Origin of the sequence: Luteimonas notoginsengisoli (genome assembly GCF_042648885.1) — a bacterium.
Classification (GTDB): Bacteria; Pseudomonadota; Gammaproteobacteria; order Xanthomonadales; family Xanthomonadaceae; genus Luteimonas; species Luteimonas notoginsengisoli.
The window spans coordinates 42,339-66,409 of record NZ_JBHRYF010000003.1; the positions used below are offsets into that span (position 1 = coordinate 42,339).

28 protein-coding genes and 1 pseudogene are annotated in these 24,071 nt (G+C 68.4%); 10 read left to right on the top strand and 19 right to left on the bottom strand.

The window, feature by feature from the left end:
• Nucleotides 1-209 precede the first annotated feature (209 nt).
• From ACFOM9_RS07210 to ACFOM9_RS07230, 5 genes are all read right to left on the bottom strand, one after another.
• Nucleotides 210-2,174, bottom strand: a complete 1,965-nt coding sequence (locus ACFOM9_RS07210; protein WP_386708267.1) for a M2 family metallopeptidase — start codon at nucleotides 2,172-2,174, stop codon at nucleotides 210-212.
• Nucleotides 2,175-2,259: 85 nt separating this feature from the next.
• Nucleotides 2,260-2,694 (bottom strand): EamA family transporter, encoded by a 435-nt coding sequence (locus ACFOM9_RS07215; protein ID WP_386708270.1) that lies wholly within the window; start codon nucleotides 2,692-2,694, stop codon nucleotides 2,260-2,262.
• A 67-nt stretch (nucleotides 2,695-2,761) separates the two neighbouring features.
• Complete coding sequence (locus ACFOM9_RS07220; RefSeq protein ID WP_386708273.1) at nucleotides 2,762-3,532, bottom strand: COG4705 family protein; 771 nt, start codon at nucleotides 3,530-3,532, stop codon at nucleotides 2,762-2,764.
• Nucleotides 3,529-5,190 carry a phosphoethanolamine transferase gene (locus ACFOM9_RS07225; RefSeq protein ID WP_386708276.1) on the bottom strand — a complete coding sequence of 554 codons (1,662 nt, stop codon included), beginning with the start codon at nucleotides 5,188-5,190 and terminating at the stop codon, nucleotides 3,529-3,531. Before ACFOM9_RS07225 ends, ACFOM9_RS07220 begins: the two co-directional genes overlap by 4 nt.
• On the bottom strand, nucleotides 5,187-6,023 hold the full coding sequence (locus ACFOM9_RS07230) for a phosphatase PAP2 family protein (RefSeq protein ID WP_386708279.1): 837 nt from the start codon (nucleotides 6,021-6,023) through the stop codon (nucleotides 5,187-5,189). Before ACFOM9_RS07230 ends, ACFOM9_RS07225 begins: the two co-directional genes overlap by 4 nt.
• A gap of 195 nt (nucleotides 6,024-6,218) precedes the next feature.
• Here ACFOM9_RS07230 and ACFOM9_RS07235 point away from each other — a divergent pair, with 195 nt between their 5' ends.
• Together ACFOM9_RS07235 and ACFOM9_RS07240 are read left to right on the top strand one after the other, a co-directional pair.
• Nucleotides 6,219-6,926: a response regulator transcription factor gene (locus tag ACFOM9_RS07235; protein WP_386708282.1), complete on the top strand. Its 708-nt coding sequence runs from the start codon at nucleotides 6,219-6,221 to the stop codon at nucleotides 6,924-6,926.
• The gene (locus ACFOM9_RS07240; RefSeq protein ID WP_386708285.1) at nucleotides 6,919-8,202 is read left to right on the top strand and encodes a sensor histidine kinase; all 1,284 of its coding nucleotides are present in this window, start codon (nucleotides 6,919-6,921) and stop codon (nucleotides 8,200-8,202) included. The genes ACFOM9_RS07235 and ACFOM9_RS07240 overlap by 8 nt, the downstream gene beginning before the upstream one ends.
• On the opposite strand, the gene ACFOM9_RS07245 is transcribed toward ACFOM9_RS07240, so the two are convergent.
• The 9 genes from ACFOM9_RS07245 to ACFOM9_RS07285 form a co-directional block, all read right to left on the bottom strand.
• A complete protein-coding gene (locus tag ACFOM9_RS07245) occupies nucleotides 8,199-9,137 on the bottom strand; it encodes a lysylphosphatidylglycerol synthase transmembrane domain-containing protein (RefSeq protein WP_386708288.1) in 939 nt (312 codons plus the stop codon). The genes ACFOM9_RS07240 and ACFOM9_RS07245 overlap by 4 nt on opposite strands.
• Nucleotides 9,134-10,339 carry a cardiolipin synthase ClsB gene (gene clsB, locus ACFOM9_RS07250; protein ID WP_386708291.1) on the bottom strand — a complete coding sequence of 402 codons (1,206 nt, stop codon included), beginning with the start codon at nucleotides 10,337-10,339 and terminating at the stop codon, nucleotides 9,134-9,136. Before clsB ends, ACFOM9_RS07245 begins: the two co-directional genes overlap by 4 nt.
• Nucleotides 10,336-11,079: an endonuclease/exonuclease/phosphatase family protein gene (locus ACFOM9_RS07255; RefSeq protein WP_386708294.1), complete on the bottom strand. Its 744-nt coding sequence runs from the start codon at nucleotides 11,077-11,079 to the stop codon at nucleotides 10,336-10,338. Before ACFOM9_RS07255 ends, clsB begins: the two co-directional genes overlap by 4 nt.
• 140 nt (nucleotides 11,080-11,219) lie before the next feature.
• Nucleotides 11,220-12,035: a hypothetical protein gene (locus tag ACFOM9_RS07260; protein ID WP_386708296.1), complete on the bottom strand. Its 816-nt coding sequence runs from the start codon at nucleotides 12,033-12,035 to the stop codon at nucleotides 11,220-11,222.
• 320 nt (nucleotides 12,036-12,355) lie between these two features.
• The gene (locus ACFOM9_RS07265) at nucleotides 12,356-12,898 is read right to left on the bottom strand and encodes a hypothetical protein (protein WP_386708349.1); all 543 of its coding nucleotides are present in this window, start codon (nucleotides 12,896-12,898) and stop codon (nucleotides 12,356-12,358) included.
• A 262-nt stretch (nucleotides 12,899-13,160) separates the two neighbouring features.
• The gene (gene minE / locus ACFOM9_RS07270) at nucleotides 13,161-13,424 is read right to left on the bottom strand and encodes a cell division topological specificity factor MinE (RefSeq protein ID WP_386708299.1); all 264 of its coding nucleotides are present in this window, start codon (nucleotides 13,422-13,424) and stop codon (nucleotides 13,161-13,163) included.
• A 2-nt stretch (nucleotides 13,425-13,426) separates the two neighbouring features.
• A complete protein-coding gene (gene minD / locus ACFOM9_RS07275; protein ID WP_386708301.1) occupies nucleotides 13,427-14,236 on the bottom strand; it encodes a septum site-determining protein MinD in 810 nt (269 codons plus the stop codon).
• A gap of 117 nt (nucleotides 14,237-14,353) precedes the next feature.
• A complete protein-coding gene (gene minC, locus ACFOM9_RS07280; protein ID WP_386708304.1) occupies nucleotides 14,354-15,175 on the bottom strand; it encodes a septum site-determining protein MinC in 822 nt (273 codons plus the stop codon).
• A 2-nt stretch (nucleotides 15,176-15,177) separates the two neighbouring features.
• On the bottom strand, nucleotides 15,178-15,789 hold the full coding sequence (locus ACFOM9_RS07285) for a GNAT family N-acetyltransferase (RefSeq protein WP_386708307.1): 612 nt from the start codon (nucleotides 15,787-15,789) through the stop codon (nucleotides 15,178-15,180).
• Nucleotides 15,790-15,956: 167 nt separating this feature from the next.
• Between ACFOM9_RS07285 and ACFOM9_RS07290 the strand changes: the two genes are divergently transcribed.
• The 7 genes and pseudogenes from ACFOM9_RS07290 (at nucleotide 15,957) to ACFOM9_RS07320 (ending at nucleotide 20,941) form a co-directional block, all read left to right on the top strand.
• On the top strand, nucleotides 15,957-17,156 hold the full coding sequence (locus ACFOM9_RS07290) for a sensor histidine kinase (protein WP_386708310.1): 1,200 nt from the start codon (nucleotides 15,957-15,959) through the stop codon (nucleotides 17,154-17,156).
• Between the two features lie 208 nt (nucleotides 17,157-17,364).
• Nucleotides 17,365-18,006 carry a response regulator gene (locus ACFOM9_RS07295; RefSeq protein ID WP_386708313.1) on the top strand — a complete coding sequence of 214 codons (642 nt, stop codon included), beginning with the start codon at nucleotides 17,365-17,367 and terminating at the stop codon, nucleotides 18,004-18,006.
• Between the two features lie 83 nt (nucleotides 18,007-18,089).
• Nucleotides 18,090-18,158: pseudogene (locus tag ACFOM9_RS07300) on the top strand (DNA-binding response regulator); the annotation flags it as partial.
• 7 nt (nucleotides 18,159-18,165) lie between these two features.
• Nucleotides 18,166-18,309 carry a transcriptional regulator gene (locus tag ACFOM9_RS07305; protein ID WP_386708316.1) on the top strand — a complete coding sequence of 48 codons (144 nt, stop codon included), beginning with the start codon at nucleotides 18,166-18,168 and terminating at the stop codon, nucleotides 18,307-18,309.
• A 302-nt stretch (nucleotides 18,310-18,611) separates the two neighbouring features.
• Nucleotides 18,612-19,811, top strand: coding sequence for an SRPBCC family protein (locus tag ACFOM9_RS07310; RefSeq protein ID WP_386708319.1), 1,200 nt, complete (start codon nucleotides 18,612-18,614; stop codon nucleotides 19,809-19,811).
• Between the two features lie 70 nt (nucleotides 19,812-19,881).
• Nucleotides 19,882-20,262 (top strand): DUF423 domain-containing protein, encoded by a 381-nt coding sequence (locus ACFOM9_RS07315; protein WP_386708322.1) that lies wholly within the window; start codon nucleotides 19,882-19,884, stop codon nucleotides 20,260-20,262.
• 4 nt (nucleotides 20,263-20,266) lie between these two features.
• Nucleotides 20,267-20,941, top strand: a complete 675-nt coding sequence (locus tag ACFOM9_RS07320) for a DNA-3-methyladenine glycosylase family protein (protein ID WP_386708325.1) — start codon at nucleotides 20,267-20,269, stop codon at nucleotides 20,939-20,941.
• Between the two features lie 77 nt (nucleotides 20,942-21,018).
• Here ACFOM9_RS07320 and ACFOM9_RS07325 read toward each other — a convergent pair whose 3' ends face one another.
• The 5 genes from ACFOM9_RS07325 to ACFOM9_RS07345 all read right to left on the bottom strand — a co-directional run bounded on the left by ACFOM9_RS07325 (nucleotide 21,019) and on the right by ACFOM9_RS07345 (nucleotide 23,332).
• A complete protein-coding gene (locus ACFOM9_RS07325) occupies nucleotides 21,019-21,423 on the bottom strand; it encodes a hypothetical protein (RefSeq protein ID WP_386708328.1) in 405 nt (134 codons plus the stop codon).
• 49 nt (nucleotides 21,424-21,472) lie between these two features.
• A complete protein-coding gene (locus ACFOM9_RS07330; RefSeq protein ID WP_386708331.1) occupies nucleotides 21,473-21,832 on the bottom strand; it encodes a VOC family protein in 360 nt (119 codons plus the stop codon).
• A 61-nt stretch (nucleotides 21,833-21,893) separates the two neighbouring features.
• Nucleotides 21,894-22,472, bottom strand: a complete 579-nt coding sequence (locus ACFOM9_RS07335; protein ID WP_386708334.1) for a GNAT family N-acetyltransferase — start codon at nucleotides 22,470-22,472, stop codon at nucleotides 21,894-21,896.
• Nucleotides 22,473-22,489: 17 nt separating this feature from the next.
• The gene (locus tag ACFOM9_RS07340) at nucleotides 22,490-22,645 is read right to left on the bottom strand and encodes a hypothetical protein (protein ID WP_386708336.1); all 156 of its coding nucleotides are present in this window, start codon (nucleotides 22,643-22,645) and stop codon (nucleotides 22,490-22,492) included.
• A gap of 189 nt (nucleotides 22,646-22,834) precedes the next feature.
• Complete coding sequence (locus ACFOM9_RS07345; protein WP_007810608.1) at nucleotides 22,835-23,332, bottom strand: GNAT family N-acetyltransferase; 498 nt, start codon at nucleotides 23,330-23,332, stop codon at nucleotides 22,835-22,837.
• A gap of 234 nt (nucleotides 23,333-23,566) precedes the next feature.
• Here ACFOM9_RS07345 and ACFOM9_RS07350 point away from each other — a divergent pair, with 234 nt between their 5' ends.
• The gene (locus tag ACFOM9_RS07350) at nucleotides 23,567-24,028 is read left to right on the top strand and encodes an IS110 family transposase (RefSeq protein ID WP_386708340.1); all 462 of its coding nucleotides are present in this window, start codon (nucleotides 23,567-23,569) and stop codon (nucleotides 24,026-24,028) included.
• The last annotated feature ends 43 nt before the right edge of the window (nucleotides 24,029-24,071 follow it).

Genomic DNA, 24,071 nt, shown 5'->3' on the forward strand with positions numbered 1-24,071 from the left:
GTGCGGATGCCCGAACCGACCCGGAACGATACGAATCGGACCGTGACGGAAACGTTCACATGGCAATCACGCCGGCGGGCGCGCGGCGGAACACGGGGGCGAGCCGGCCGCGGGCCGCGACAGCGCATCGGCCGGCGTCGCGAACGTGAAGAACGCGGGCAGTGCCTGGATACGGCGCGCGCTCCCGCACGCCGGGGAAGGGCAGGCACTCAAGCCGCGGCGGGCTTGTCTTCCCTTGGCGCAGGCTTCGGCGCAGGCACCTGCCAGCCGCAGGACTGGCCTTCGTTCTGCTGCTTCAGCCATTCCTGCAGCGGCGCGAAGTACTCCAGCACCGGGGCGGCGTCGAGCTTCTCGCTGCCGGTCAGCTCCTTCATCGTCTTCTGCCACGGCTGGCTGGCGCCCTTGTCGAGCATCGCCCAGAACTTCTGCCCGGCGACCTTGTTGCCGTAGAAGCTGCACTCGTTGAGCGGTCCCTTGTAGCCGGCCGCGTCGCACAGCGACTTGTAGAACTGGAACTGCAGGATGTGCGCCAGGAAGTAGCGCGTGTAGGGCGTGTTGCCCGGCACGTGGTACTTCGCGCCCGGGTCGAAGAATTCCTCGCCGCGCGCTTCGACAGGCGCCACGCCCTGGTATTTCGCCTTGAGCTGCCACCAGGCGGTGTTGTAGTCGGACGGCTTGATCGAGCCGTCGAACACGCCCCAGCGCCAGCGGTCGATCATCAGCCCGAACGGCAGGAAGGCCACCTTCGCCAGCGCCATGCGCATCTGCGAGTTGATCAGCGCGTCGTGGCCCTGCTGCTGCTCGCCCACCAGGCCCACCGAGTGCAGGTAGCTGGGCGTCATCGCCAGCACGATGGTGTCGCCGATCGCCTCGTGGAAACCGTCGTTGGCACCGGCCTGGAACAGCGGCGGCTGCTTGTTGTAGGCCAGGTCGTAGTACAGGTGGCCAAGCTCGTGGTAGATCGTGGTGAAGTCTTCCTCGTTGGGCTTGATGCACATCTTGGTGCGCACGTCGCCTTTCATGTTCATGTCCCAGGCGCTGGCGTGGCAGACCACGTCGCGGTCGCGCGGCTTGATGAACTGCGAATTCTCCCAGTAGCTCGCTGGCAGCTTGGGCATGCCCAGCGAGACGTAGAAGTCCTGCGCGCGCTCGGCCATCTTCTTTGCCATCGCCAGCTGCGCGGCGTGCACCACCTCCGCGCGGCCGTCGGTATCGAGCATGACGTTCTGCTTGACCAGCATTTCATTGAGATCGGCTTCGTACTGCTTTTTCAACGCGCCGGTGATGTCGAGGCTGCCGGCGTTGGGGTAGGGCTCGAGCAGGTCCCACAGGTTGCTCCAGTCCTGCTGCCACATGTTGCCCATCAGGTGCGCGGGCAGCAGGCCGTCGACCGAGCCTTCGCCCGGATACTTCGATTCGAGCCGCGTGCGCGCATAGCAGTGCAGCTGGTCGTAAAGCGGCTTGACCTGGTTCCACAGGCGGTCGGTTTCCGGGCCGATCTGGGTCGGCGGCATGTCGTAGCCCGAGCGCCAGATCTCGCCGGCGTCGGCATAGCCCATGTCGCGCGCGCCTTCGTTGACCAGTTCGACGAACCGCGTGTACTTGTCGCGCATGGGCTTGGCGATGGAATGCCAGCCGCGCCAGGCGTCGAGCTGGTCGTCGTAGTCGCGGTCATTGCGCAGCACGTCCTCGAGCTCGCCGAGCTGGCGGCAGTTTTCCGCGTCGCCTTCCCCCGTGCAGTACGTGCCGGCGCCGTACATGCCTTCCATGTCGGTGGCGATGCGGGTCAGTTCGGCCAGCTTCTCCGGGTCCTGCGGCGGCGGCATCGAGGTGCCGATCTTGAGCAGGTTGATCGCGCGCGCGGTCGGCGGGGACATCTCCTTGCCCTCGAAGCGCTTGGCCTGCTCGAGCCAGTCGTTGAGCTGGGTCAGGAAGCGTTCGTTGGACTTGGCCGCGATCAGCTTGCTGTCGTCGGTGATGTAGGTGTTGGAAATCCACTGTGCGGCGGTGATCTCCGGGTACATCGCCCTGAGTTCGCCGTTGACCCGTTCGATGAACTGGTCCGCGGTCTCGTCCTTGGGAATGGCGGTGTCGGTCGACGGTTCGCGCTTGCACGCGGACAGCGCCAGCACGCCGGCGACGGACAGGGCGAGCAGGAGGTGGCGATAGGTCACGGAATTCCCCGGGGCCGTGGCAGGAAGGCTGCAGGCTAGTGGGTGGCCGCTCCGGTCGCAAGCGTGGGCGGCGCGACGCGACGGCTCAGCGACGGAAGCCCAGCACCAGCACGCCTGCACCGACCAGCGCGATCCCCAGCCATTCGCGCGGGCTCGGCCGTTCGCGCAGGAACGCGAACGCGAAGACCGCCACCAGGACCACGCTGAGCTTGTCCACCGGCGCGACCTGCGATGCATTGCCCAGTTGCAGTGCGCGGAAGTAGCAGACCCAGGAGGCGCCGGTTGCGAGCGCCGACAGCACCAGGAACCACAGCGTCGACCGCGGCAGCGCGAGCGGGTTGCCCAGCTTCCCCGTCCCCGCGACGAAGGCCCCCAGCACGACCACGATCACCACCGTGCGGATCAGCGTGGCGAAATCCGAATCGACGCGCTGCAGGCCGAGCTTGGCGAAGATCGCGGTGAGCGCGGCGAAGCAGGCGGACAGCAGCGCCCAGTGGAACCAGCCCATGCCGTGGCCCATTGCCGCTCCTCCGTATCGTGATGGATGGTCCGCCGGTCCGGCAACGCGAAGCCGCGCCGGACAGCGATCAGTGTGCGCGCCGCGCCGGCCGTTGTGGAAGCACCATCACCAACGTCGCGACCAGCGCCAGCAGCACCGCACTGGCGCCATAGCGGTCCAGTCCCAGGCCCCCGTGCTGCGGCGGCTTGTCCAGCAAGTCGCCCACCACCGCGCCGAGCGGACGGGTGAGGACGAAGGCGGTCCAGAACAGCACGGTGCGCGGGATCGATGTCCTGAAGTACGCCAGCGCCACCAGCAACAGCAGCGATCCGAACAGCAGCGCGCCGCCAGCGTAGCCGAGTCCAGCCGAGTCCGCGGACCAGTCGCCGAGCGCGGTGCCCAGGGTCTGCGAGAACGCGATGGTCACCCAGTAGAACGTCCCGGCACGGGTCGACGCGACACTGCCCACGTCGATCGAGCCCGTGCTGTGCTTCCACAGCGCGAGCGAGGCCAGCAGGAGCAGCACGAGCAGGATGCTGCCGCCCGCGTAGCCGATCCCCAGCGAGCGGTCGACCAGGTCGGCCAGCGTGGTGCCCACCGTCGTGGACATGATGATCGCCGTCCAGTACGGGAATGGGTGGAAGCGCTCGGCGCGGACCTGTACCACGACTGCGACGGCGAACAGCACCAGGAAGATCGCGGTGCCGGCCGCGTAGCCCAGTTGCATCGACATCGTCACCGCGTCGCCGCCGGTTTCGCCCAGCGTCGTCACCAGCACCTTGATGATCCAGAAGCCGAGGGTGACTTCGGGGACTTTGGCGAATGCGCGTGTTCCCAACGCCTCCTTGTCCACGGTCATGCGTGTTTGCAGCGGCGCAGCAGGTCGAGCTTCGGATCGTAGATGGCGGTCTGGACCTCGAACATGCCCAGGATGGTGGGGAACAGGTTGTCGTGGCTGGCCGAAGCATCCGCGGCGTCGCGCACGCACGCCAGGTCGAGTCCCTGCTGGCCGGCGAAGCCCGGCGAAAGCCACATCACCATCGGTACGTGGGTCTGCTGGCTGGGCGCGATCGCGCGCGGCACTCCGTGCAGGAACAGGCCGTCCTCGCCCAGCGATTCGCCGTGGTCGGACACGTACACCAGCGCACTGTCGTAGCCGGGCTGGTTGCGGAGCAGGTCGATCGCGCTGGCGACCACGTGGTCGGTGTAGAGCACCGCGTTGTCGTAGCTGTTGACGATCTGCTGGCGGCTGCAATCGCCCAGTTGCTCGGTGTCGCAGGTGGGGGTGAAACGACGGAATGCCGGCGGGTAGCGCTGGTAGTACGCCGGCCCGTGGTTGCCGAGCATATGCAGGACGACGATGCGGTCGCGGCCGTCCGGCACGATCCGCGCCTGCAGGCCTGACAGCAGGATTTCGTCGAAGCAGCGCTTGCCGTTGCACAGTGCCGGATCAGCGGCGTTGGACGTCGATTCGAACTCCAGTCCGTCGCAGACGCGCTTGCATCCGGACTGGTTGTCGCGCCATAGCACCTGCACGCCGGCACGCTGCAGGACATGCAGCAGCGACTGGTGGCTGCGGATCATCTTCGCGTCGTAAGCGTGGCGACCCTGCGGCGAGAACATGCACGGCAACGAGACCGCGGTGCTGGTGCCGCAGGACTCGACGTCGGGGAAGTTGATGACGTCCTTCATTGCGGACAGCCGCGGCGTGGTCTGGCGAATATAGCCATCCAGCCCCCAGTTCTGTGCGCGCACGGTTTCGCCGAGCACGAACACCAGCAGGCGCGGTCGCGTGCCGGATGCACGCGGCAGCTCGTGGGCATCTTCGCCGATCGGCTGCAGCGGTTTGGCCGGGCCGGGCGGCGTGGCCAGCAGCACCTTGGACAGCGACGCCACGTAGTTGGCCGGGGTGACCAGGTAACGCACCTCGCGATGGTTGCGGGCTAGCGCCGAGAGATCCTGGAATGCGAGCAGCGCTCCGCCCGCCGCCAGCAGAAGCATCCCGGCGAGGAAGGCCAGGCGGATCCACGCGGCCCGGAGCAGCGTCCGTCGGCGCAGCCGCAGCCGCCACAGGGCCACGATCGGCAGCGCGGCCAGCCCCAGCAACGGCAGCACCAGGCCCGAGACGACCAGTTCGCTGGCTTCGCCCGGGTCGGTTTCCAGGACGTTGCGGATCATGTCCGGGTCCAGGTACACCTTGTAGGTGCCCATGAAATAGGCGGCAAAGGCGGTGGTCGCGAACAACACCGTCAGCAGCGGCTTCGCCGTCCAGCGCCCCAGCACCAGCCCGAGCAGGAATGCCTGCAGCGCGGTGACGAAGACGAACACCGCCACCACCAGCCTGGCATGCGCGTGCAGGTCGGCGACAAGCGTGTGCCAAAGCTCGTAGTTGCAGGCGACGGTGAAGAACAGGCTGGCGAGCAGCGCCAGCAGTTCGGTGGAAATCATGGGACGGCGGCGCAGCCATGCCATGCGGCTGGCGGCGGCTGGCGCGGTGGCCTGGGCAACGGCGTTCATGGCGTTCGGCTCGCCGGGGCAGCTGCACTCGCGGCCTGCACGGGCGTGCGCCGGGCGAACATTACCCGATGCAGCAGTACTGCCATCAGCCAGCAGATCAGCAGCGTCCAGAGGTCGTGCGACACGAAGTGGGCCCCTCGCAACTGCTGGGCGATGCCGAAGACCATGCCCGCGCCAAATGCTGCCGCGAACCCCTTCCAGCGCCACTGCGGGCGCGTCTCGCCAAGGAAGAAGAACAGCGCGAGCCAGGCATACCCCGCACTCGCATGGCCGGCGGGAAAGCACCGCCCAAGCGCAGCGTGTGCAGGCAGGGCGGCCAGCAGGTCGTGGTAGCTGCGCGTGCCGCCGAAACCGACCAGGTCCCAGGGGCAGTCGACGTGGGTCCAGGATTTCATCCAGGCCACGATGCTGGTGGACAGCAAAACCGCCAGCGCGAGGTACAGCAGCGGTGTTCGCCACGAACGCCAGGCCGGTCGCCGCCACGCGACCAGGGCACACGCCACGACGCCCAGCCAGGCGAAGGCGCTGAGCCGCTTGCCGCCCTGGTGGATCAGGGTGCTGGTGACGAGGTTGTCCTTCAGCGCCCAATGGCCCCCTTCCCACAAGTAGAGGTGGCCGGCAATCCAGCGATCACCGCCGAGCTGGAGCAACACGAAGTTGGCGGCGGCGAATGCCGCCAGCGGCAGCAGCAGCTGCCACCAGAGCCATGACGGCACGCCAGTGCGGGCCCAACCGGCGGCACCGGGACGGCGTGGATCGATGCCAGCCGGGAGTTCGGCGCGGGCCGCGCGAGCATGTGACGCGCTGGAGCCGGGCGAGAGCGGATTGTCCAAGACGGACTCGTGCTGGGAGCGATGGCGATGACACCGGCATGGAAGACCGGACCGGCGACAATCTTGGTGGCGCCGCTGTCGGAGCGCCGTAGGAGCCGGGTTGGATCGCCGTTAAGCGCCATTCCGATGCAATTTCGACATCGGGGGTGCGATGCTGCGCGAAAGCCGGTTCCGGCCCATCCAAGGAACGCTTCCATGCGGCTGCTGGTCATCGAGGACAACCGCAACATCGTTGCCAACCTGTTCGAGTACTTCGAGGCGCGCGGACACGTGCTCGACGCCGCCCCCGACGGCGTCACCGGCCTGCACCTTGCCAGCACGCAGGCCTATGACGCGGTGGTGCTGGACTGGATGCTGCCCGGGCTGGCCGGGCCGGAGGTGATCCGGCGGCTGCGCGAAGACCATGGCCGCGACACGCCGGTGATCATGCTGACCGCGCGCGACGAACTTCCCGACAAGATCGCCGGCTTCCGGGCCGGCGCCGACGACTACCTCACCAAGCCGTTCGCGCTGCCGGAGCTCGAGGTGCGGCTCGAGGCGCTGGCCGCGCGCGCCGGTGGCCGCGGACGAAAGCGCGTGCTGGAAGTGGCCGACCTGCGCCTGGACCTGGCCACGCTGGAGGCCACCCGCGCCGGCAAGCACCTGCACCTGTTCCCGGCCGGCCGCAAGCTGCTGGAAGTGCTGATGCAGGCCAGCCCCGCGGCCGTCACCCGCGAGCGCCTCGAGCACGCCCTGTGGGGCGACGAGCCGCCCGATGGCGACATGCTGCGTTCGCATGTCTACGAACTCCGGCGCAGCGTAGACGCTCCGTTCGAGGCCAAGCTGATCCACACCCTGCCGCGCGTCGGATACCGCATCGCCGCCCCATCCGAGGGCGAGGATGCCGGTGCCGTCGATGCGTAGGACCGGCCTGCGGCTGCGCATCACGCTGCTGGTGGTGGCCTACATGCTGTTGCTGTCGCTGGCGGTGGTCTACCACGGCAACGTGGTCAACGAGCGCGCCGAGCGGGTGGTCTGGAGTTCGCTGCTGCAGTCGGAACTGGACCATTACCTGAGCCGCCGCGGCGAGGACCCCGGCTACCGCTGGCGCGATACCGCCGACGTGGCGCTGTACGGCGAGCCCGGCGGGAGCGCGCCACCGGCACAGGTGGCCCGGCTGGGCCCGGGCCTGCATGACGAGGTGCGCGTCAACGGCGGCAGGCGCGTCGTGCTGGTCAAGGACATCGAAGGGCGGCGGATGATCCTGACCCTGGACATCACCGAGTTCGAGGATCGCGAGCGCCACCTGACCACGCTGATGGTCGGATCCGCGCTTGGCGGCCTCGCGCTGTCGGGACTGCTGATCGCCTGGGGCCTGCGGCGCCTGGTCAAGCCGCTCGCCGATCTCGCCGGCGACATCGGTGCGCTGCGCCCGGATCGCGCCGGCGAGCGCGTGACGGTCGGCAAGCGTGCGAGTTCGGAGCTGGTGGTGATTTCGGAGGCGGTCAACGGTTACCTGCTGCGCAACGAGCGCTTCGTCGAGCGCGAGCGCGCCTTCATCGACAGCAGCAGCCACGAACTGCGCACGCCGATCGCGGTGATCGCTGGCGCCACCGAGCTGGCGCTCGGCCAGCCGGGCACGCCCGATGCGGTGCGCAACCAGCTCTCGCGCGTGCTGCGTACCGCGCGCGGCGTCGAGGAGCTGCTGTCACTGCTGCTGGTGCTGGCCAAGGATCCGCAGCGGCTGGCGCAGGTCAGCGACCGCTTCGGCCTCGACCAGTTGCTGCCGGAGATCGTCGACGACCACCGCCACCTGTGCGCCGACAAGGACCTCGAGCTGGAAGTGCGTGGGCTTGCCCCCTGCGAACTGCTGGCGCCGCTGGCGATCGTGCAGGCCGCGATCGGCAACCTGCTGCGCAATGCGATCGAAAACAGCGATCGCGGCACGATCTCGATTGCCCTGGAGCCCGGTGCGGTGGTGGTGATCGAGGACCCCGGCCACGGCATGTCGCCCGAGGAGATCAGCGCCATCTATGCGCGGATGGCCCGTGGGGGTGGGGGGCGCGACGGCGGCGGCATTGGCCTGGACCTGATCGCGCGCCTGTGCGAGCACCTCGGCTGGCGCCTGCGCATCGATCCGCGCGAACCGCGCGGCACGCGGGTGAGGCTCGATCTCGGCGCGGCGCGTACAGGATCCTAGGACGCGTCCCGCCCGCGCCGTCGTCCGGCTTCCAGCCACGCGTAGACACCCAGGGCGAGCAGCAGCGGGCCGAGGTAGAACATGGCGCGGTACGCGAGCAGCGCGGCCAGGATTTCGGCGCCGCCGGCGCGCCCACCCAGCAGGCCGAGGAACACGGTCTCGAGCACGCCGAGGTTGCCGGGCACGCGGATCACCAGGTTGGCCAGCACGCTGCACAACAACACGCCCAGCGCGTCGAAGTAGCCGATGCCGTCGGGCAGCAGCAGGTGCAGCAGGTTGGCGATCGCAAGCCAGCTGACAGCCGCGATCGCGGTCTGCGCCAGCGCACGGCCGAACGACGGCAGCTCGACGCCCTGGCCGCGCCAGGTCCAGTGTCGCCGCGGCGACCAGGCCGCCATCGCCAGCGCGCCGCCCAGCAGCGCGAGCATGCCGCCGCCGAGCAGCCGCTGCGCGTCCTGCGCCAGGTGCCACTGCGATGGCAGCGGCAGCGGCGCGAACAGGAACACGAGCCCGGCCAGCAGCAGGAAGCCCGACCAGTTGCCGGCGATGGCGAAGGCCACGATCCGCGAGATCGTGGCCACGTCCACGCCGCTGCGCGCGTACAGCCGGTAGCGGAAGCCGATCCCGCCGAGCGTGCCGCCGATGTTGAGGTTCATCGCGTAGCTGACGAACGCGATCGCCAGCGTGCGCGTCCAGGGCAGTCCGTGGCCGACGATGCGGCGCGAGAGCAGGTCGAGTCCGCAATAGCAGGCGTGCGCCAGGAGCCCAGCCAGCACCGCGGCGCCGAGCTGCAACGGCGGGTACGCCGCGAGCGCGGCACCGACCTCGTTCCACGCGATGTCGTGCGCCTGGCGCCACAGCAGCCAGCCGGCGGCGACCAGGAACCCCACCACCAGCAGCGGCTGCAGTCGTCGCCACGTGGCCCGGGCGCTCACTGCGGCGGCTCCTCTCCCGGCGACACCGCCACCACGCGCGGGGTGTGCGCCGGCCACAGTCCGGCCCAGCGCGGCAGGCGGCGGATGACGTGGAACATCACCAGCCGCGACAGCGTGCGCAGCGGCGTGCGCGGGGGCAGCGCGCTGGCGTCGATCTCGCGGCAGTGGTGGTCCACGAGCCACTGCAGGCGGTCGCGGACATGCGCACAGAATGCGCGATCGCGGACCAGGACGTTGGCTTCCAGGTTCAGCGACAGGCTCAGCGGATCGAGGTTGCTGGAGCCGACCGTCGCCCAGTCGTCGTCGACCAGCGCGAGCTTGGCGTGCAGCGGGCGCTGGCAGTATTCGACGATGCGCACGCCGCCCCCGAGCAGGTACGGATACAGGCCACGGGCGGCGTTGGCGACCATCGGCATGTCCGGATTGCCCTGCAGCAGCAGCGTCACCGACACGCCACGGCGCGCCGCGCGATGCAGTTCGTGCAGCAGCCGGTACCCGGGCAGGAAGTAGGCGTTGGCGATCACCACCCGGTGCCGGGCTGCGCGGATCGCGTGGATGTAGGCGTCCTCGATGTCGGTAGGGTGGCGGCGGTCGCGGCACACGAAGCGCACGTCCGCCCCGCCTTCGGTGTCGCTCGCGCGCGTCTCGTCCCGCACGCGCTCCCAGCCGCGCGGCGCGGCCGGGGCGTGCAGGGCAGTGAGGGCGAAGGCGCGGATCACCGCCACCACCGGCCCGGCGATCTCGACGGTGTAGTCCTGCTTGGCCTCGGCGCCGAAGTCGGCGAGGTGGTCGGCGGAAAAGTTGATCCCGCCCACGAAGGCCGTCTTCCCGTCGACGACCGTGATCTTGCGGTGCAGGCGACGGAACAGGTTGGTGCGCATGCCCAGCAGCCGCGGCTTGGGATCGAAGTAGCGAAGGCCGACACCGGCGTCCACCAGCGCAGCGGTGAACGCGTGCGGGAGGTCGGGCGATCCGTAGCCGTCGATCGTCAGTTCGACCCGCAGGCCGCGGCGCGCGGCTGCGACCAGCGCCGCCTGCAGCTGGCGCCCCACCTTGTCGTCGAACAGGATGAAGGTCTCCACCAGCACTTCGCGCTGCGCCGCTTCGATCGCCGCCATGACGCGCGGGAAGAACGCCTCGCCGTTTTCCAGCAGTTCGACGCGGTTGCCGCCGATCCAGTCGCGCGCGGGCCCGCGGCTCATGTGCGGACGTCCACGAGCAGCGGCGCGTGATCAGACAGGTGCGACCACGGCCGGCCGGACAGCACCCGCGGCCGTGCCGAGGCGATGTTGCGCGCGTAGATGCGATCCAGCGGCAGCAGCGGCATCCGCGCCGGGAACGTGCGCGCAAGGCGGCCGGTGGCGGCGACGAACACTTCATCCAGCCCACAGCGCGCCAGCAGCGCGTCGGCGCGCCGGCGCCAGTCGTTGAAGTCGCCGGCGACCAGCAGCGGCGCATCGCTTGGCACGTGTTCGCTCACCAGCCGGCACAGCGCCTCCAGCTGCAGACGCCGGTGCGATTCGCGCAGGCCCAGGTGCACGCAGATGGCATGGATCTGCAGCGACTGCCCCGGCACGTCCAGCACGCACCAGAGCATCCCGCGCTGCTCTGCCGCAGGCACCGACACGTCGTGGTTGAGGTGGCGCGCGATCGGGAATTTCGACAGCACCGCGTTGCCGTGATGGCCTTCCGGATACACCGCGTTGCGCCCGTAGGCGAACTGCGGCCACAGCGTATCGGCGATGAATTCGTAGTGCGGCACCGGCGGCCAGTCCGTGTGCCGCTGCGCATGCGGTTCGTGCGCGCCCAGGACCTCCTGCAGGCAGACCACGTCGGCCGCCACGGCGCGCACCGCTTCGCGCAGCTCGGCAAGGATGAAGCGCCGGTTGAGCGCGCTGAAGCCCTGGTGGATGTTGAGGGTGAGCAGGGTGAAGTCGGTCATCGATCCGTTCGGCGCGGGTGCGCGGGAGGAACGACGACGCTAAGCAATGCCGCGTGCATGTGGTGTCGCGTCATCGCCGCGTCCGGTGCGGATCCGGGATGGTGGGCGCGACGCGTGCGCTCGGGCGATATGCGGCGGGCTCAGGCGTCGCCCGCACCCGGCGTGTCTGTCGCAGCGTCGGTGTCCGAAGCTGCGCCGGCCCCGTTTTCATCCGGAACCATGGGAGCGGAAGGCGTCTGCTCGGCTTCCCGCGTGCCGGCTGGCAGGCGCGTTTGCGAGACGACAGCCTCCCGTACCTGTCCATCCAAGCGCGCCGCGCCTTGCGCGTCGCCGGCAGGCTTCGCTGTGGTCGAATGTTCGATCGCAACCGCGCCGCTGTCTCCCAGGGCGGCAGCGGCCACGGCGACCGCGGCGGCGTCGAGCTGCGAGGGCTTGCAACCGCGCTCGACGAACAGCTGGGTGACGTAGCCCTGCCGCGCCTGCAGCCGCGACATGGCCATCATCGCCGCCACGCTGTCCTGCTGCGCGCGCATAGACTCCTCGATCGTCTTGTCGAGCGCGGCCGTGCCGGCGCCCCTGCTGCCCAGCGAGGACACCGCGCCGGCCACCATGCCCCCGCCCGGCACCAGCGACAGCAGCGACGTGCCGAGGCTGCGCGCGCGCTGCCCGGCCACCATCCTGTGCTGCGCCTCGCGCATGTCGGCCTGCATCTTCATCGCCAGCGTGGCGGGATCCTCCGGCTTGGGCATTGCGGCGACCGTGCGTTCCAGGTGGGTGGCTTCGGCGTAGAGCTGCTCGCAGCTGGCCTCCGCATCCGACAGGCGCGCCACCGCCATCGTCCCGTCGAACATCGCGCCCGGGTCGGCCATCGTCGACTGCGCCGCGACCGGCGCAATCGTGGCAGCAGCGAACAGGGCGGGGATGGCAGCGAACAGGGGGCGCGTGGCAACGGGCATTGGCACTTTCCTGAAGACGGCGGACGCGGGCGTTCGAGCCGCGCGCGTCGCACGGAGGACCCTGGATCCGGGGGTTCGGATTTCCGCGTCGACGGTGACGTGGTCGATCGTCCGCCGCGTGCGGGATCGACGATGCTTGCAGAAGCCGCCGCGCTGCGACAGCGGACGGGCGCCCATCGCGACGATCGCAGCGCAAGCCGCCAATCGGCGTACAGCGCGGATGCAATCGCGGTGAATTATCGCGATCGTGCTGCCGGTGCAGCGCAGGCAAGGCGCGCCGCGTGCAGGCGGCGCCGCGTCGTCGTGCGGCAGCTTCCGGATCAACCCGCCTGCGTGGCGTCGCCGGGGTCTTCGCCCGATGCCGCGGGAATCCGCAGCGTCTTGTCCGCGCCTACAAGGCCGCATGCCTGCAGCCAGTGCCAGGCTGCCGCCGCGTCGCGTTCGAAATAGGCGGCAGCCGAGCCGAGCCGGAACGTATAGCCCCAGGCATCCATGTCGGCCAGCACGCGCGCGCGGCCGACGCCGGGCAGGGCGTCCCCGAGCAACGCCTGCAGCACGCAGACCGCGTCTTCTTCCTCGATCGAGTCGGTGGCGTCGGTATGCACCGCCGCGCGGCGCTCGGGCGGCAGCACGATGAGGTGGCAGGCTTCGTGCAGCAGCGAATGCACGGGCGTGTCATCGCGCACGTGCACCACTTGGCCGATCAACCCGGCCTCGTCTTCGCCCCAGTAGCTGCCAGGAATCGGTTCGCCGTCGGCCACGCGTTCGAGGCGCAGGTCGTAGCGGGCGAGCAGGGCGGCGGCGTCGGCGTACGCAATGTCGCGCAGGCGCAGCACGTCCTTGTCCAACCTTGTTGCCGCGATCTCGTCCGATCCGCTCCCGGCCCGCTCCGCTTCAAGCGGATCAGGCGTGTTTGCCAGCGGCTGGCCCGCGCCGTCGGCAACGGCCGCAGGCCGTGCCTGAGGGTCGGACGGACTGGAGTGGGAATGGGGTTCGGCGCGGTGCATGCATCGGTTCACTGCAGCGGATGGACTCCCATCGCCACCCGGCCTCCCTCGAAAGGGGAGGGCTTCGGATATCCCAGGGGCGGCAAGGCGGCTGGTCGAGCCGACAGCGACGCCGGCGTCAAACCGCCGCCGCGCGCCCTTCGGGGAGGGCGACCGAGATGTCGAGCACGTCGTGCTCGCCGTCCTTGACCACGTCCACCTTGACCGCGTCGACGTCGACGCTGACGTACTTGCGGATCACTTCCAGCAGTTCGCGCTGCAGCAGCGGCAGGTAGTCGGGTCCGCTGCGGTTGGTGCGCTCCTGCGCGATGATGATCCGCAGGCGGTCCTTGGCGATCGAGGCGGTGTTCTTCTTGGCCTTGAGGAAATCGAACATGCCCATGCTCAACCCCCGAAGATCTTGCTGAAGAAGCCCTTCTTCTCCAGCTGGGTGAAGCGCATGGGGCGGTCCTCGCCCATCAGCCGCGCGACGGCGTCGTCGTAGGCCTGGCCGGCCATCGATTCCATGTCCAGGATCACCGGCTCGCCCTTGTTGGACGCATTGAGGACATCGCCCGATTCGGGGATCACGCCGATCGTCTTCAGGCCCAGCACTTCCTCGACGTCCTTGATCGACAGCATCTCGCCGCCCTCGACGCGCTGCGGGTTGTAACGGGTCAGCAGCAGGTTGGCCTTGACCGGTTCGCCGTTCTCGGCGTGGCGGGTCTTGGAATCGAGCAGGCCGAGGATCCGGTCGGAGTCGCGGACGCTGGACACTTCGGGGTTCACCACCACCACCGCCTGGTCGGCGAAGTACATCGCCAGGAACGCGCCCTTCTCGATGCCGGCCGGCGAGTCGCAGATGATGTATTCGAAGCCGTCATCGGCGAGGTCCTTGAGCACCTTCTCCACGCCTTCCTTGGTCAGCGCGTCCTTGTCGCGGGTCTGCGAGGCGGCGAGCACGAACAGGTTGTCGAAGCGCTTGTCCTTGATCAGCGACTGCCGCAGCGAGGCTTCGCCCTGGGTGACGTTGACGAAGTCGTACACCACCCGGCGCTCGCAGCCCATGATCAGGTCGAGGTTGCGCAGGCCGACGTCGAAGTCGATCACCACGACCTTCTTGCCGCGGCGCGCCAGGCCGCATGCCAGGCTGGCGCTGCTGGTGGTCTTGCCGACGCCGCCCTTGCCCGAGGTGACTACGATGATTTCAGCCAAAGGACTTCTCCGTTTTTTATTCTTGTGATTGGTGATGGGTGATTCGAAAGAGCAGGGACGCGGCGCGGTGATTGCCGGTGGATGCGGTCCGCGATCGCGAACCGCCGGTCACGACGCTCACTCCAGTGCCGCGATCTTAAGCTGCCCGCCGTCCAGCCACACCTGCACCGCCTTGCCGTGCAGTTCCTTCGGGATCTCTTCCAGCACCTTGTAGTTGCCGGCGATGGCGACCAGTTCGGCGTGGAACGCCCGACAGAAGATACGTGCCTTTTCGTTGCCCTGCGCGCCCGCGAGCGCGCGGCCGCGCAGGGTGCCGTAGATGTGCACCGAGCCGTCGGCGATGACTTCGGCGCCGGCGCCCACGGTGGCCAGCACGGTCAGGTCGCGGTTGTCGGCGTAGACCTGCTGGCCGGAGCGGACCGGCGTGGCCTGGATCAGGCCTGGCTGGCCGGCGGGGGCCGAGGCCCTGGCCTCGCCCGCGTCTGGCCTTGCGGGGTCGGCTTCAGTCGCGATCTTGCGTGAGGAGGCGGAACTCGCGGCTGGAGCCGCTCCAACGGAAGCCGCTGCCGGCGGTTCTGCCGCCGATTCGTACTGCGCCCGGAATTTGGCCAGCAATGGCAAACCCAGCTCCACCGACAGCTTTTCGTTGTCGCTGCTGCCGTAGGCCAGCGCCACCGGCAGCACGCCGGCGCTGCGCAGACCGTCGAGCAGCGCGCGCGCCGTCGCGGCGTCGGGGGTGGCGGCCAGGCCGCCGAAATCGACGATCACCGCCGCGCGGGCGAACAGTTTGGGCGCGCGCTTGACCCGGTCGGCCATTTCCGTGGCCAGGCGGGCGACGTCGAGCGTGCGCACGCGCAGGTTGGCGACACCCACCTGGCCGATCTTGAGCTCGCCGGCCGGTTCGTAGTCGTGGGTGGGCGGAGCGGAGGGCGCGCCCACGCTCAGGTTCCCGTCGCGCGGTGGGGCGCGGCGACAGGCGGCCGGGGCTGCGTCAGCCACGGGACGTCGGGCAGCCGCTCGCCGTAGTGCTCGCGCACCCAGGCGTAACTGCACAGTTCCTTGATCAGCATCGAGGCGCGGATGCCCGAGGGGTCGCCGTCGCGGCCCGGCATCACGTGCTGGCCGACCTCGTGGAAACCGAAGCTGCCGTGGAACACGCGCGCCGGGTCGCTGTCGTGTTCGATGAACACCTCACAGGCCAGCTGCGGATAGCGCAGTTCCGCGTAGCTCTGGACGTCGGCATAGAACGCGCGACCCAGGCCGCCACCGCGGCGGCGGCTGGCCACCACGATGCGGTCGATGTAGAAGAAGCGCCCGTGGCGCTCCTGGAACCAGCGGAAGTTGCTGCTGTCGTGCCCGCTGTCGGAACCGAATCCGACCAGGAACCCCGACAGCGTGTCGTCGCGGACGGCGACGCGGAAGTATTCGGCGGTGTCGAAGAACCAGCGCAGCCTCGCGGCATCGAGGGGCAGGATGGCGGGGCCGGCGGCGTTGTTCAGGGCAAGGATGGAATCCAGCTCGTGCTCGCGCACGTCGCGGACGACGATCGACATTCCTGACTCCCTTGCTTCAAATATTGCGGCATTGGCCGGAGGTAACGAAACGGGCGCTTGGCCGCGGCCGGATTATCGCACGGCCGGCAGGTGGGGGCGACCTCCGCGGGCGTGCGGGCATGACTTCTGGAGGGTCGTTTCCCGCCGCTTTGCGCCTACCATGGGGTATGTTCGCGCGCCTCGACCCGACCCGCCTGTTGCGCTATGCCGGCCTGTTCACCTGGGCCGTGGTGGGGCTGCCGCTGCTGTTGCTCTCGCAGCTCGCGGAGCCGGTCGACGAGGCCCTGGTCGCGGCCACGCTGGGCTGGCAGGCCTGGCTGGCCTGGGCCACGTTCGGCTTCAGCTACGCCTGGTTGACCCGCGCCCTCAGCGTGCGTCGAGGCAGTGCCTTCGACTACCTGCTGCTGGTGCTGCTGACCGGCAGCGCCATCGCCATCAGCTACTACAGCGGCAGCGGCCTGGGCAGCATCCTGCTGATGGTGGTGGCCTGCGTGCTGCCGTGGCTGTTGCCGCTGCCGGTCGGCATTGCGGTGCTTGCGCTGAGCGAGCTGGTGGTGGTCCCGGTGTATATGGGCGCGCTGGGCTTTTCGTGGTTCGAAGCGCTGATGCAGGCGATCCTCTACGTGGGCTTCGCGGGGTTCGTGTTCGTCACCAGCATGGTCGCCCGCCAGCAGGCGCAGGCGCGCGATGAGCAACGCCGCCTGAACGCCGAGCTGCGCGCGACCCGCGCCCTGCTGGCGGAGAGCGCCCGGGTCAACGAACGCACCCGCATCTCGCGCGAACTCCACGACCTGCTCGGCCACCACCTCACCGCGCTGAGCCTGAACCTGGAAGTCGCCAGCCACCTCACCGAGGGCAAGGCGCACGAACACGTCGGCCAGGCCCACACCCTGGCGCGGCTGCTGCTCAGCGACGTGCGCGAGGCGGTCAGCCAGATCCGCGGCAACGACGCCATCGACATGGCCGCCACGCTCCTCCCGCTGGCCGACAACGTGCCCGGGCTGCGCATCGACATGGAGATGCCCAAACCCTTCCTGCTCGACGATCCCGAGCGCGCCCACGTGCTGCTGCGCTGCACCCAGGAAATCATCACCAACGCCGTGCGCCACGCTCAGGCGCAGGTGCTGCGCCTGCGCTACGGCTGGGACGGCGAGGCGATCCGCCTGCAGGCGCGTGACGATGGCCGCGGCACCGAGAACCCCGACGCCGGCAACGGCCTGGCGGGCATGCGCGAGCGGCTGGCGACGTACGGCGGCGAGCTGGAGGTCGAATCCGCGCCGGGGCAGGGTTTCACCCTGCGGCTGCACCTGCCGCGCGGACGCCCGGGCCTGGCCAAGCTGGCTCCGCGTCCGGTGGCGGCGGCATGATCGTGGTCGCGCCACGGCCGGTCGGCCCGATGTGCGCCGGGCCCGTTGCCGGTCCGGAGCGAAATGCCAATCTGATGATGGCGTCCCGGGCATCTGTTCGGGACGCAGCGGCAATCGCGCGCAACGCGGCCATACAGGGTGCATCCCGCACCGCGGAGGTGCCGCCGCGGGCGGGCTTCCCTGACTCGAAGGATTGGGAGGCAACGGCATGATTCGTGTCTGTCTGGTGGACGATCAAACCCTGGTGCGGCAGGGCATCCGCTCGCTGCTCGGCCTGGACGACGGCATCGAAGTGGTCGCGGAAGCCAACGACGGGCGGCAGGCGGTCGAATTGATCCCGCAGGTCAAGCCCGATGTGGTGCTGATGGACATGCGCATGCCGGTGATGTCCGGCCTGGAGGCGCTGCAGGCGCTCGCCCACCTGAACGCGCTGCCGCCGACCATCATCCTGACCACCTTCGACGACGACCAGCTGGTGCTGGCCGGCCTCAAGGCGGGCGCCAAGGGCTACCTGCTCAAGGACGTTTCGCTGGAACAGCTGGTGGGCGCCATCCGCACCGTGTCCGGCGGCGGCTCGCTGGTGCAGCCGGCGGTGACCCAGCGCCTGCTGTCGGGCCTGGAGCACATGCGCAACGATTTCGTCAGCCTGGACCGGCCCGACCCGCTGACCGATCGCGAAACCGAAATCCTGCGCCTGATGGCCAGCGGCTTCTCCAACAAGGAGATCGCCAATTCGCTGGGCGTGGCGGAGGGCACGATCAAGAACCACGTGTCGAACATCCTGTCCAAGCTCGGCGTGCGCGACCGCACCCGCGCGGTGCTCAAGGCGTTCGAACTGCAGCTGGTCTGATCGGCGGGATGCCCGGCCCGGCGCAGCGCGCCGGGCGTTCGCGGCCGCGCGCGCCAGTGGCGCGCAAGCAGCGGCCGCTCACCCTGTCCAAGCTCGGCGTGCGTGACCGCACCCGCGCGGTGCTCAAGGCGTTCGAGCTGCAGCTGGTCTGATCGGCGGGTGCCCGGCCCGGCGCAGCGCGCCGGGCGTTCGCGGCCGCGCGCGCCAGTGGCGCGCAAGCAGCGGCCGCTCACCCTGTCCAAGCTCGGCATGCGCGACCGCACCCGCGCTGTGCTCAAGGCGTTCGAGCTGCAGCTGGTCTGATCGACAGGATGCCCGGCCCGGCGCAGCGCGCCGGGCATTCGCGAGCGCGCGAGTTTAGTGGATCGCAAGCGGCGTGCGCTTACGCTGTCCAGGCTCGGCTTGCGCGCCCGCGCCCCAGCCGTGCCGATAGCGGCCCACAGCTCCAGCACGGCTCTCCCTGGAAAGCTGCGGCACCCCTGCGCGAGGCCATCGAGCCGCCATCCCGAGATCGGTCCGCCAAAAATCTCGCCCGCCACCGCTCAAATTGCTACGATTGCCCGTCTGCGCCCGGCACGGCCGGAAATGGTCCTGGAGAACCCTGAATGACCCGTCTCATCGAGATCCTGATTTCGTTCGCGATCGTTATCGTCCTGATGCTGATCGTGGGCCTCGTCCTGCCGTCCAGCCGTCACCTCAGCGAAAGCGTCGAAACCAACCGCAAGATGACGATCGTGTTTGACACGATCAACAGCCTGCGCCGCTTCAAGGACTGGAACGCGGTGGTCCTGCGCGATCCGGGCGTCAAGCTCGACATCTCCGGCCCGCCTTCGGGCGTGGGCGCCAAGCTGACCTACGCGTCCGACGTCTCGCAGGTCGGCAACGGCAGCTGGGAGATCGTCGAGTCGGTGCCGGGCAAGAGCGTCAAGTACGCGATCGAGGATGATCGCCGCGGCCACGACAAGGTCACCGAGTTCACGCTGACCCCGACCGGCCGCGGCGCGGTCAAGCGCAACGTCGAAATCACCCAGACCTACGACGTCGAGTACGGCTGGAACCTGATCGGCCGCTACGCAGGCCTCTATGTCAGCCGCCATGTCGGCGACGACATGAAGCTCGGCCTCGCGCGCCTGAGCAACATGCTGGCCGCGGTCCCCAACGTCGACTACGCCGTGAAGGGCAGCAAGATGCGCGGCATGGCCGAGGTGCAGCGCCCGGCCGAGGACCTGCTGGTGGTCAAGGCCGGCTCGATCGAGCGCAACAACGAAACCATCAAGAACTCGATGAAGTCGAACATGGAGTGGATCAAGCGCACCATGGAGGCCAACGGCCTGGTTGCCGCCGGCCCCATGCGCATCATCTCCACCGAACTCGGACGCGAGAACTACACCTTCGACATCGCCCAGCCGGTGCGCAAGGCCGGTTCCAGCGAGAAGAAGGACGACGAGGCGAAGGACGCGAAGGTCGCCGACGCCGATGTGAAGGACAAGGCACCGGCGAAGGACGGCGAACTGGTCTTCACCGTCGACACCCTGACGCCGGTGACCGCTGCCGGCGAACCGCTGGTGGTCAAGATCCCGGACGGCGCGCCGGTCGAATACGTGCAGACCAAGGCCGGCCACGCCGCGGTCGCCTACTACACCGGCTTCATGGCCGAGCTCGACAACGTCCGCAACGCGCTGCGCGCGTGGGCGCTGACCCAGGGCTACGAGGTCACCGATCGCCCGTACGAGATCTACAAGAACGGCATCGACAAGGCGTTCACCGCCGAAGGCGAGTACGAGGTCTACTGGACCCTGAAGTAAGGCGTCCCGCGCCACGCGTTTTTCCGGCACGCCGCATCCATGATGCGGCGTGCTGCTTTCCGGGGACCGCATGATCGACTCCACGTCCGCCACGCATCCAGCCACGACAGCGCCACGCTGGTTCGCTTTTGCCGGGGCGATCCTGGCGGCCGCGTCGGTGGCGCTGTCCGCCTATGCGTCCCACGTCGCCAGCGGGGCAGGGCAGGCATCGCTACAGTCCGCAGCTGCAATGGCCTTCGGCCACGGCATTGCACTGGCCGCGCTGGCGCACCTGGCGCGGCGCCGCCTGGCCAGCATCGCGCTCGCCGCCATGCTGCTGGGCACATTGCTGTTCTCGGGCGGCCTGGTCGTGGCGCATTTCGCCGGAGTGGCCGCGCATACCGCGCCGTTCGGCGGCTCGTTGCTCATCGCGGCCTGGCTGGCCTGGTCCCTCGACGCACTGCGGAGGTAAGCCGATGCCACGATACAAGCGGGGCTTCGATACGGAAGACGCGTACGCGCACCTTGCCCGACGCGACCGCAAGCTGGCGACGTGGATGAAGCGCATCGGCCCGATCGCCCCGGATCCGCGCTGGCGCAAATCGTTCGATCCGGTCGATGCGCTCGCGCGCGCGATCCTCTACCAGCAGCTCAGCGGAAAGGCGGCCGCCACCATCGTCGGCCGCGTCGAGACGGCGATCGGCAGCGACCGTTTCCACTGCGACACCCTCGACCGGATCGATGACGCCGCGCTGCGCGCCTGCGGCGTGTCGGGCAACAAGACATTGGCGCTGCGCGACCTCGCCTTGCGCGAATCGCGCGGCGAGATCCCCGAACTGCGGCGCATGTCCACGATGGCCGAAGCGGACATCGTCGCCGCCCTGGTGCCCATTCGCGGGATCGGCCGCTGGACCGTCGAGATGATGCTGATGTTCCGCCTCGGGCGCCCCGACGTGCTGCCGATCGACGACCTGGGCATCCGCAAGGGGGCGCAGGTGGTCGACAAGGGCGATGCCATGCCGCCCCCCAAGGAACTGTCGGCGCGCGGTGAGCGCTGGGGCCCGTACCGGACCTACGCCAGCCTGTACCTGTGGCGGATTGCCGATTCCGCAACCAGGGCGGTCGAGCCCACGAAGCGCTCGCAGGATTGAAGCAAGCGCGGCGTCGGCCTTTGCATGGGTGCATGACGCCACCTGCCTTCTTGGGGCGCTCTTTGAATCGCAGGACGCTACCCCGTAGAAGGCCGCGCCGCCCGGAATGGAACCAGGGCGATCAGCGCAACGAACCACTCGACCAGCAACGCAGCCGGCACCTCGAAATGTGCTTCGCCCGCCCAGGACGGCGGCTGCGTGCCCGGGACCGATCCGAAGTAGATGGACAGCAAGGCGAACACGGCAGCGACCAGCGCCGCCACCTTTGCCTGCGCGGAGCCCGGCACGATGCGACTGCAGGTTGCCAGCCAGAACAGCTGCGGCGAGCCGAAAACGGTCGCATACATGAGTGCGGCAGCCACACGCGCGAAGTCCAGCGACGGATCCTCGGCCATGACGGAATGGAACTTGAAGCCGGCCAGGCAAGCGAATGCGGCGATAAGGAATGTTTTCAAGGGCTGCCTGTCGAGCGACGGAAGCACGAGCTTACTGTTGGATTGCGCAGCGAAGGGGCACCCATGCGGACGACGATCAGGGATCGAGCGCCGACCACACGGCAAGCTCATTGCCGCCCGGCTCGGTGAAATGGAACCTGCGGCCGCCCGGGAAAGGGAAGATCGCCTTGACTACCCGGCCGCCAGCCGATTCGACCTTGCCCAGCGTGGCCTCGAGGTCCTCGCTGTAGAACACGATGAGCGCGCTACCGGCTTGCACGCGAGCCGCCAGGTCTGAACGATAGAACCCGCCGTCCAGCCCCTGATCCGAAAACGCGACGTAGTCCGGACCGTAATCGACGAACGTCCAGCCGAACGCGCGTTCGAAGAAGCGCTTGGTCCCCTCGAGATCACGCGAAGGGAATTCGACGTAATCGATCTTTCCGTGCTGCGGCACTGCAGTCTCCTTAGGTCGATGCCGGGACAGGCCTTGTCATGACTGGAGGATTCCCGGCGGACTAGGCATCCAGCGGCATGCCCATGATGTCGTCGTCATAATCCTTGCCACCGACGTTGAACCTGCGAGATCCAAGCTTGCGAAAGCCGGCGCGCTCGTAGAATCCGATTGCCGAATGGTTATCGGCATACACCCCCAGCAGCAGGCGCCTGGCGCGGACGGAAGCGCAATGGGCGACCGCAGCCGCAATGAGCCGCTTCCCGATACCGCCTCCCTGGAACCTGCTCAGCACGTAGATTCTCTTGAGTTCCAGGTCGCCGGAGGTATCGGGCAACGGCAGTTGGGGCGGCGCGATCACCATGTAGCCGACGGGCGCCTCGCCGGGGCTGGCCTCGACGAGCCACGCGGCATGAAACGGGTCCGCAAGCCACGTGCGATACAGCTCGATCGTGTGTGCCGTGGCGCAGTGACCGACGATTTCGTTGCCGCCCAGCACCCCTGCGAACGTTTCCAGGAACGTGGCCTTGCCAACCAGGGCAAGGGCCGCTTCGTCTCCAGGCTCGCAGCGTCGCGGTTGTATGTCGATGTCCGTGATCCTCTGTCGATAGGCGTGCCGCGGCCAGGCCAGGTCGCCGCGCAAGACGCACTGCACGATGGTCAGTCCGCCTGCAGCGCGCTGACCATGACGCGATACCCGTCGGGATCGCGCAGCCCGAACTCCCGTGTGCCCATACTCGGATTGACGCCAGGCTCCTCGTCAAGCGACACCACAAGGCCGCGTGCGCGGTGCAGGACGCGCTCGAAGTCATCCACGCGAAAGAATCGACCGGAAGGCTTAGCAGAGATGGCGAGCGGTCGCGAAGTCCCGTCGGTTGAAACGACGAGCTCGTGGACGTCTAAGCCGCTGCGGATATGGGCAGATATCTCCACGAGACAAGGTCCTCCAGAGCGGCCTAACGCCAGAGTTAAGCGGCGGCGCAGCCGTCCCTCTTGAACGAGCGGTTAGGCCACACTGCGCAGTAGCCGCATTTGCACAGCATCGTAATACACGCCATCGAACCGCATAGCGTGTACCTTGACCGCCTCATGCACGAACCCTGCAGACTCGTAGAGCCGGATAGCCCGCTCATTGTCTATGCGCGCCTCCAACTCGACGCGCGTGATGCCCTTGGACCAAGCCTTGGCTATGCAGGCCTGTAGCAGACGCTTGCCGATGCCCCGGCCTCTGTAGCCGGGGAGAACACCCATTCCAAGGAATCCACAGTGGGCGATCGCGTGTGCCCATGCAGGAAAGATGTCTGCCCACCCGACTACGCGCCCTGCTTCCAGTGCGACAAACTGAACTGCATCTGTGGCAACGCTCTCTTGAACAAAGGCACGAACGCGCTCCAGCGGCAGTGCCTCCACCTGTGCAAGATACTTCTTCTCACGTGCGACAGTGTCCAAACAGGCACGGAAGCTCTCGGCCATGTCTTCAGCGATCGGGACGATGGGAACCATGATCATCCTGTGCGGCCTAACGCCTTATGTCTTGAGTTTCCCCTACCGTAAGAGTCGAGAGCCCGGCGTGCGCGCCCGATAACGCCTCGGAGTCAGCCCTCCGTAATTCAGCAGGGGCCGCACGCCGGATCTCGCGCCCTGCGCCCGAACAGTTGATCGAGGTTCCCCTCGAACCGATAAGCGTGGGCCTCGGGCGCGATGCTCTCGACCGGCCAACTCTAACGGAGAACGGGCATGCAGGCAGCGGGAATCGACGTGGGCAAGGCCAACCTGGATTTGGCCGTGGATGGAGAGTCTGGTGTAGTGCGCTTTGCCAATAGCCGGGCGGGCATCGGCAAGCTGGTCAAGCGTCTGGAAGCGATGGTTGCCAACCGAATCGTGGTGGAAGCCACCGGCGGTTATGAGGAGCCGCTGCTGGAGGCCTGCTGCGACGCCGGGCTGTGGATCGCCCGGGTCAACCCGCGCCAAGCGCGCGACTTCGCCCGGGCCACGGGGGAGCTGGCCAAGACCGACGCCATCGACGCCCGCTTGTTGGCGCTCATGGCGCGGATGTTCGGCGATCACCTGCGGCGGCACGTCGCACCCCCAGCCTGGCAACGTGAGTTGCGGGACTGGCTGCGTCGTCGCGGGCAGGTCGTCGTGCTGATCCAGGCCAGAAGCAGCAGGCCGCCATGCGTAAGCTTCCCGGGTAGGTAGACACCACGGAAGTAGAACTTTCTGGCATGTTTTCACCGCCAGG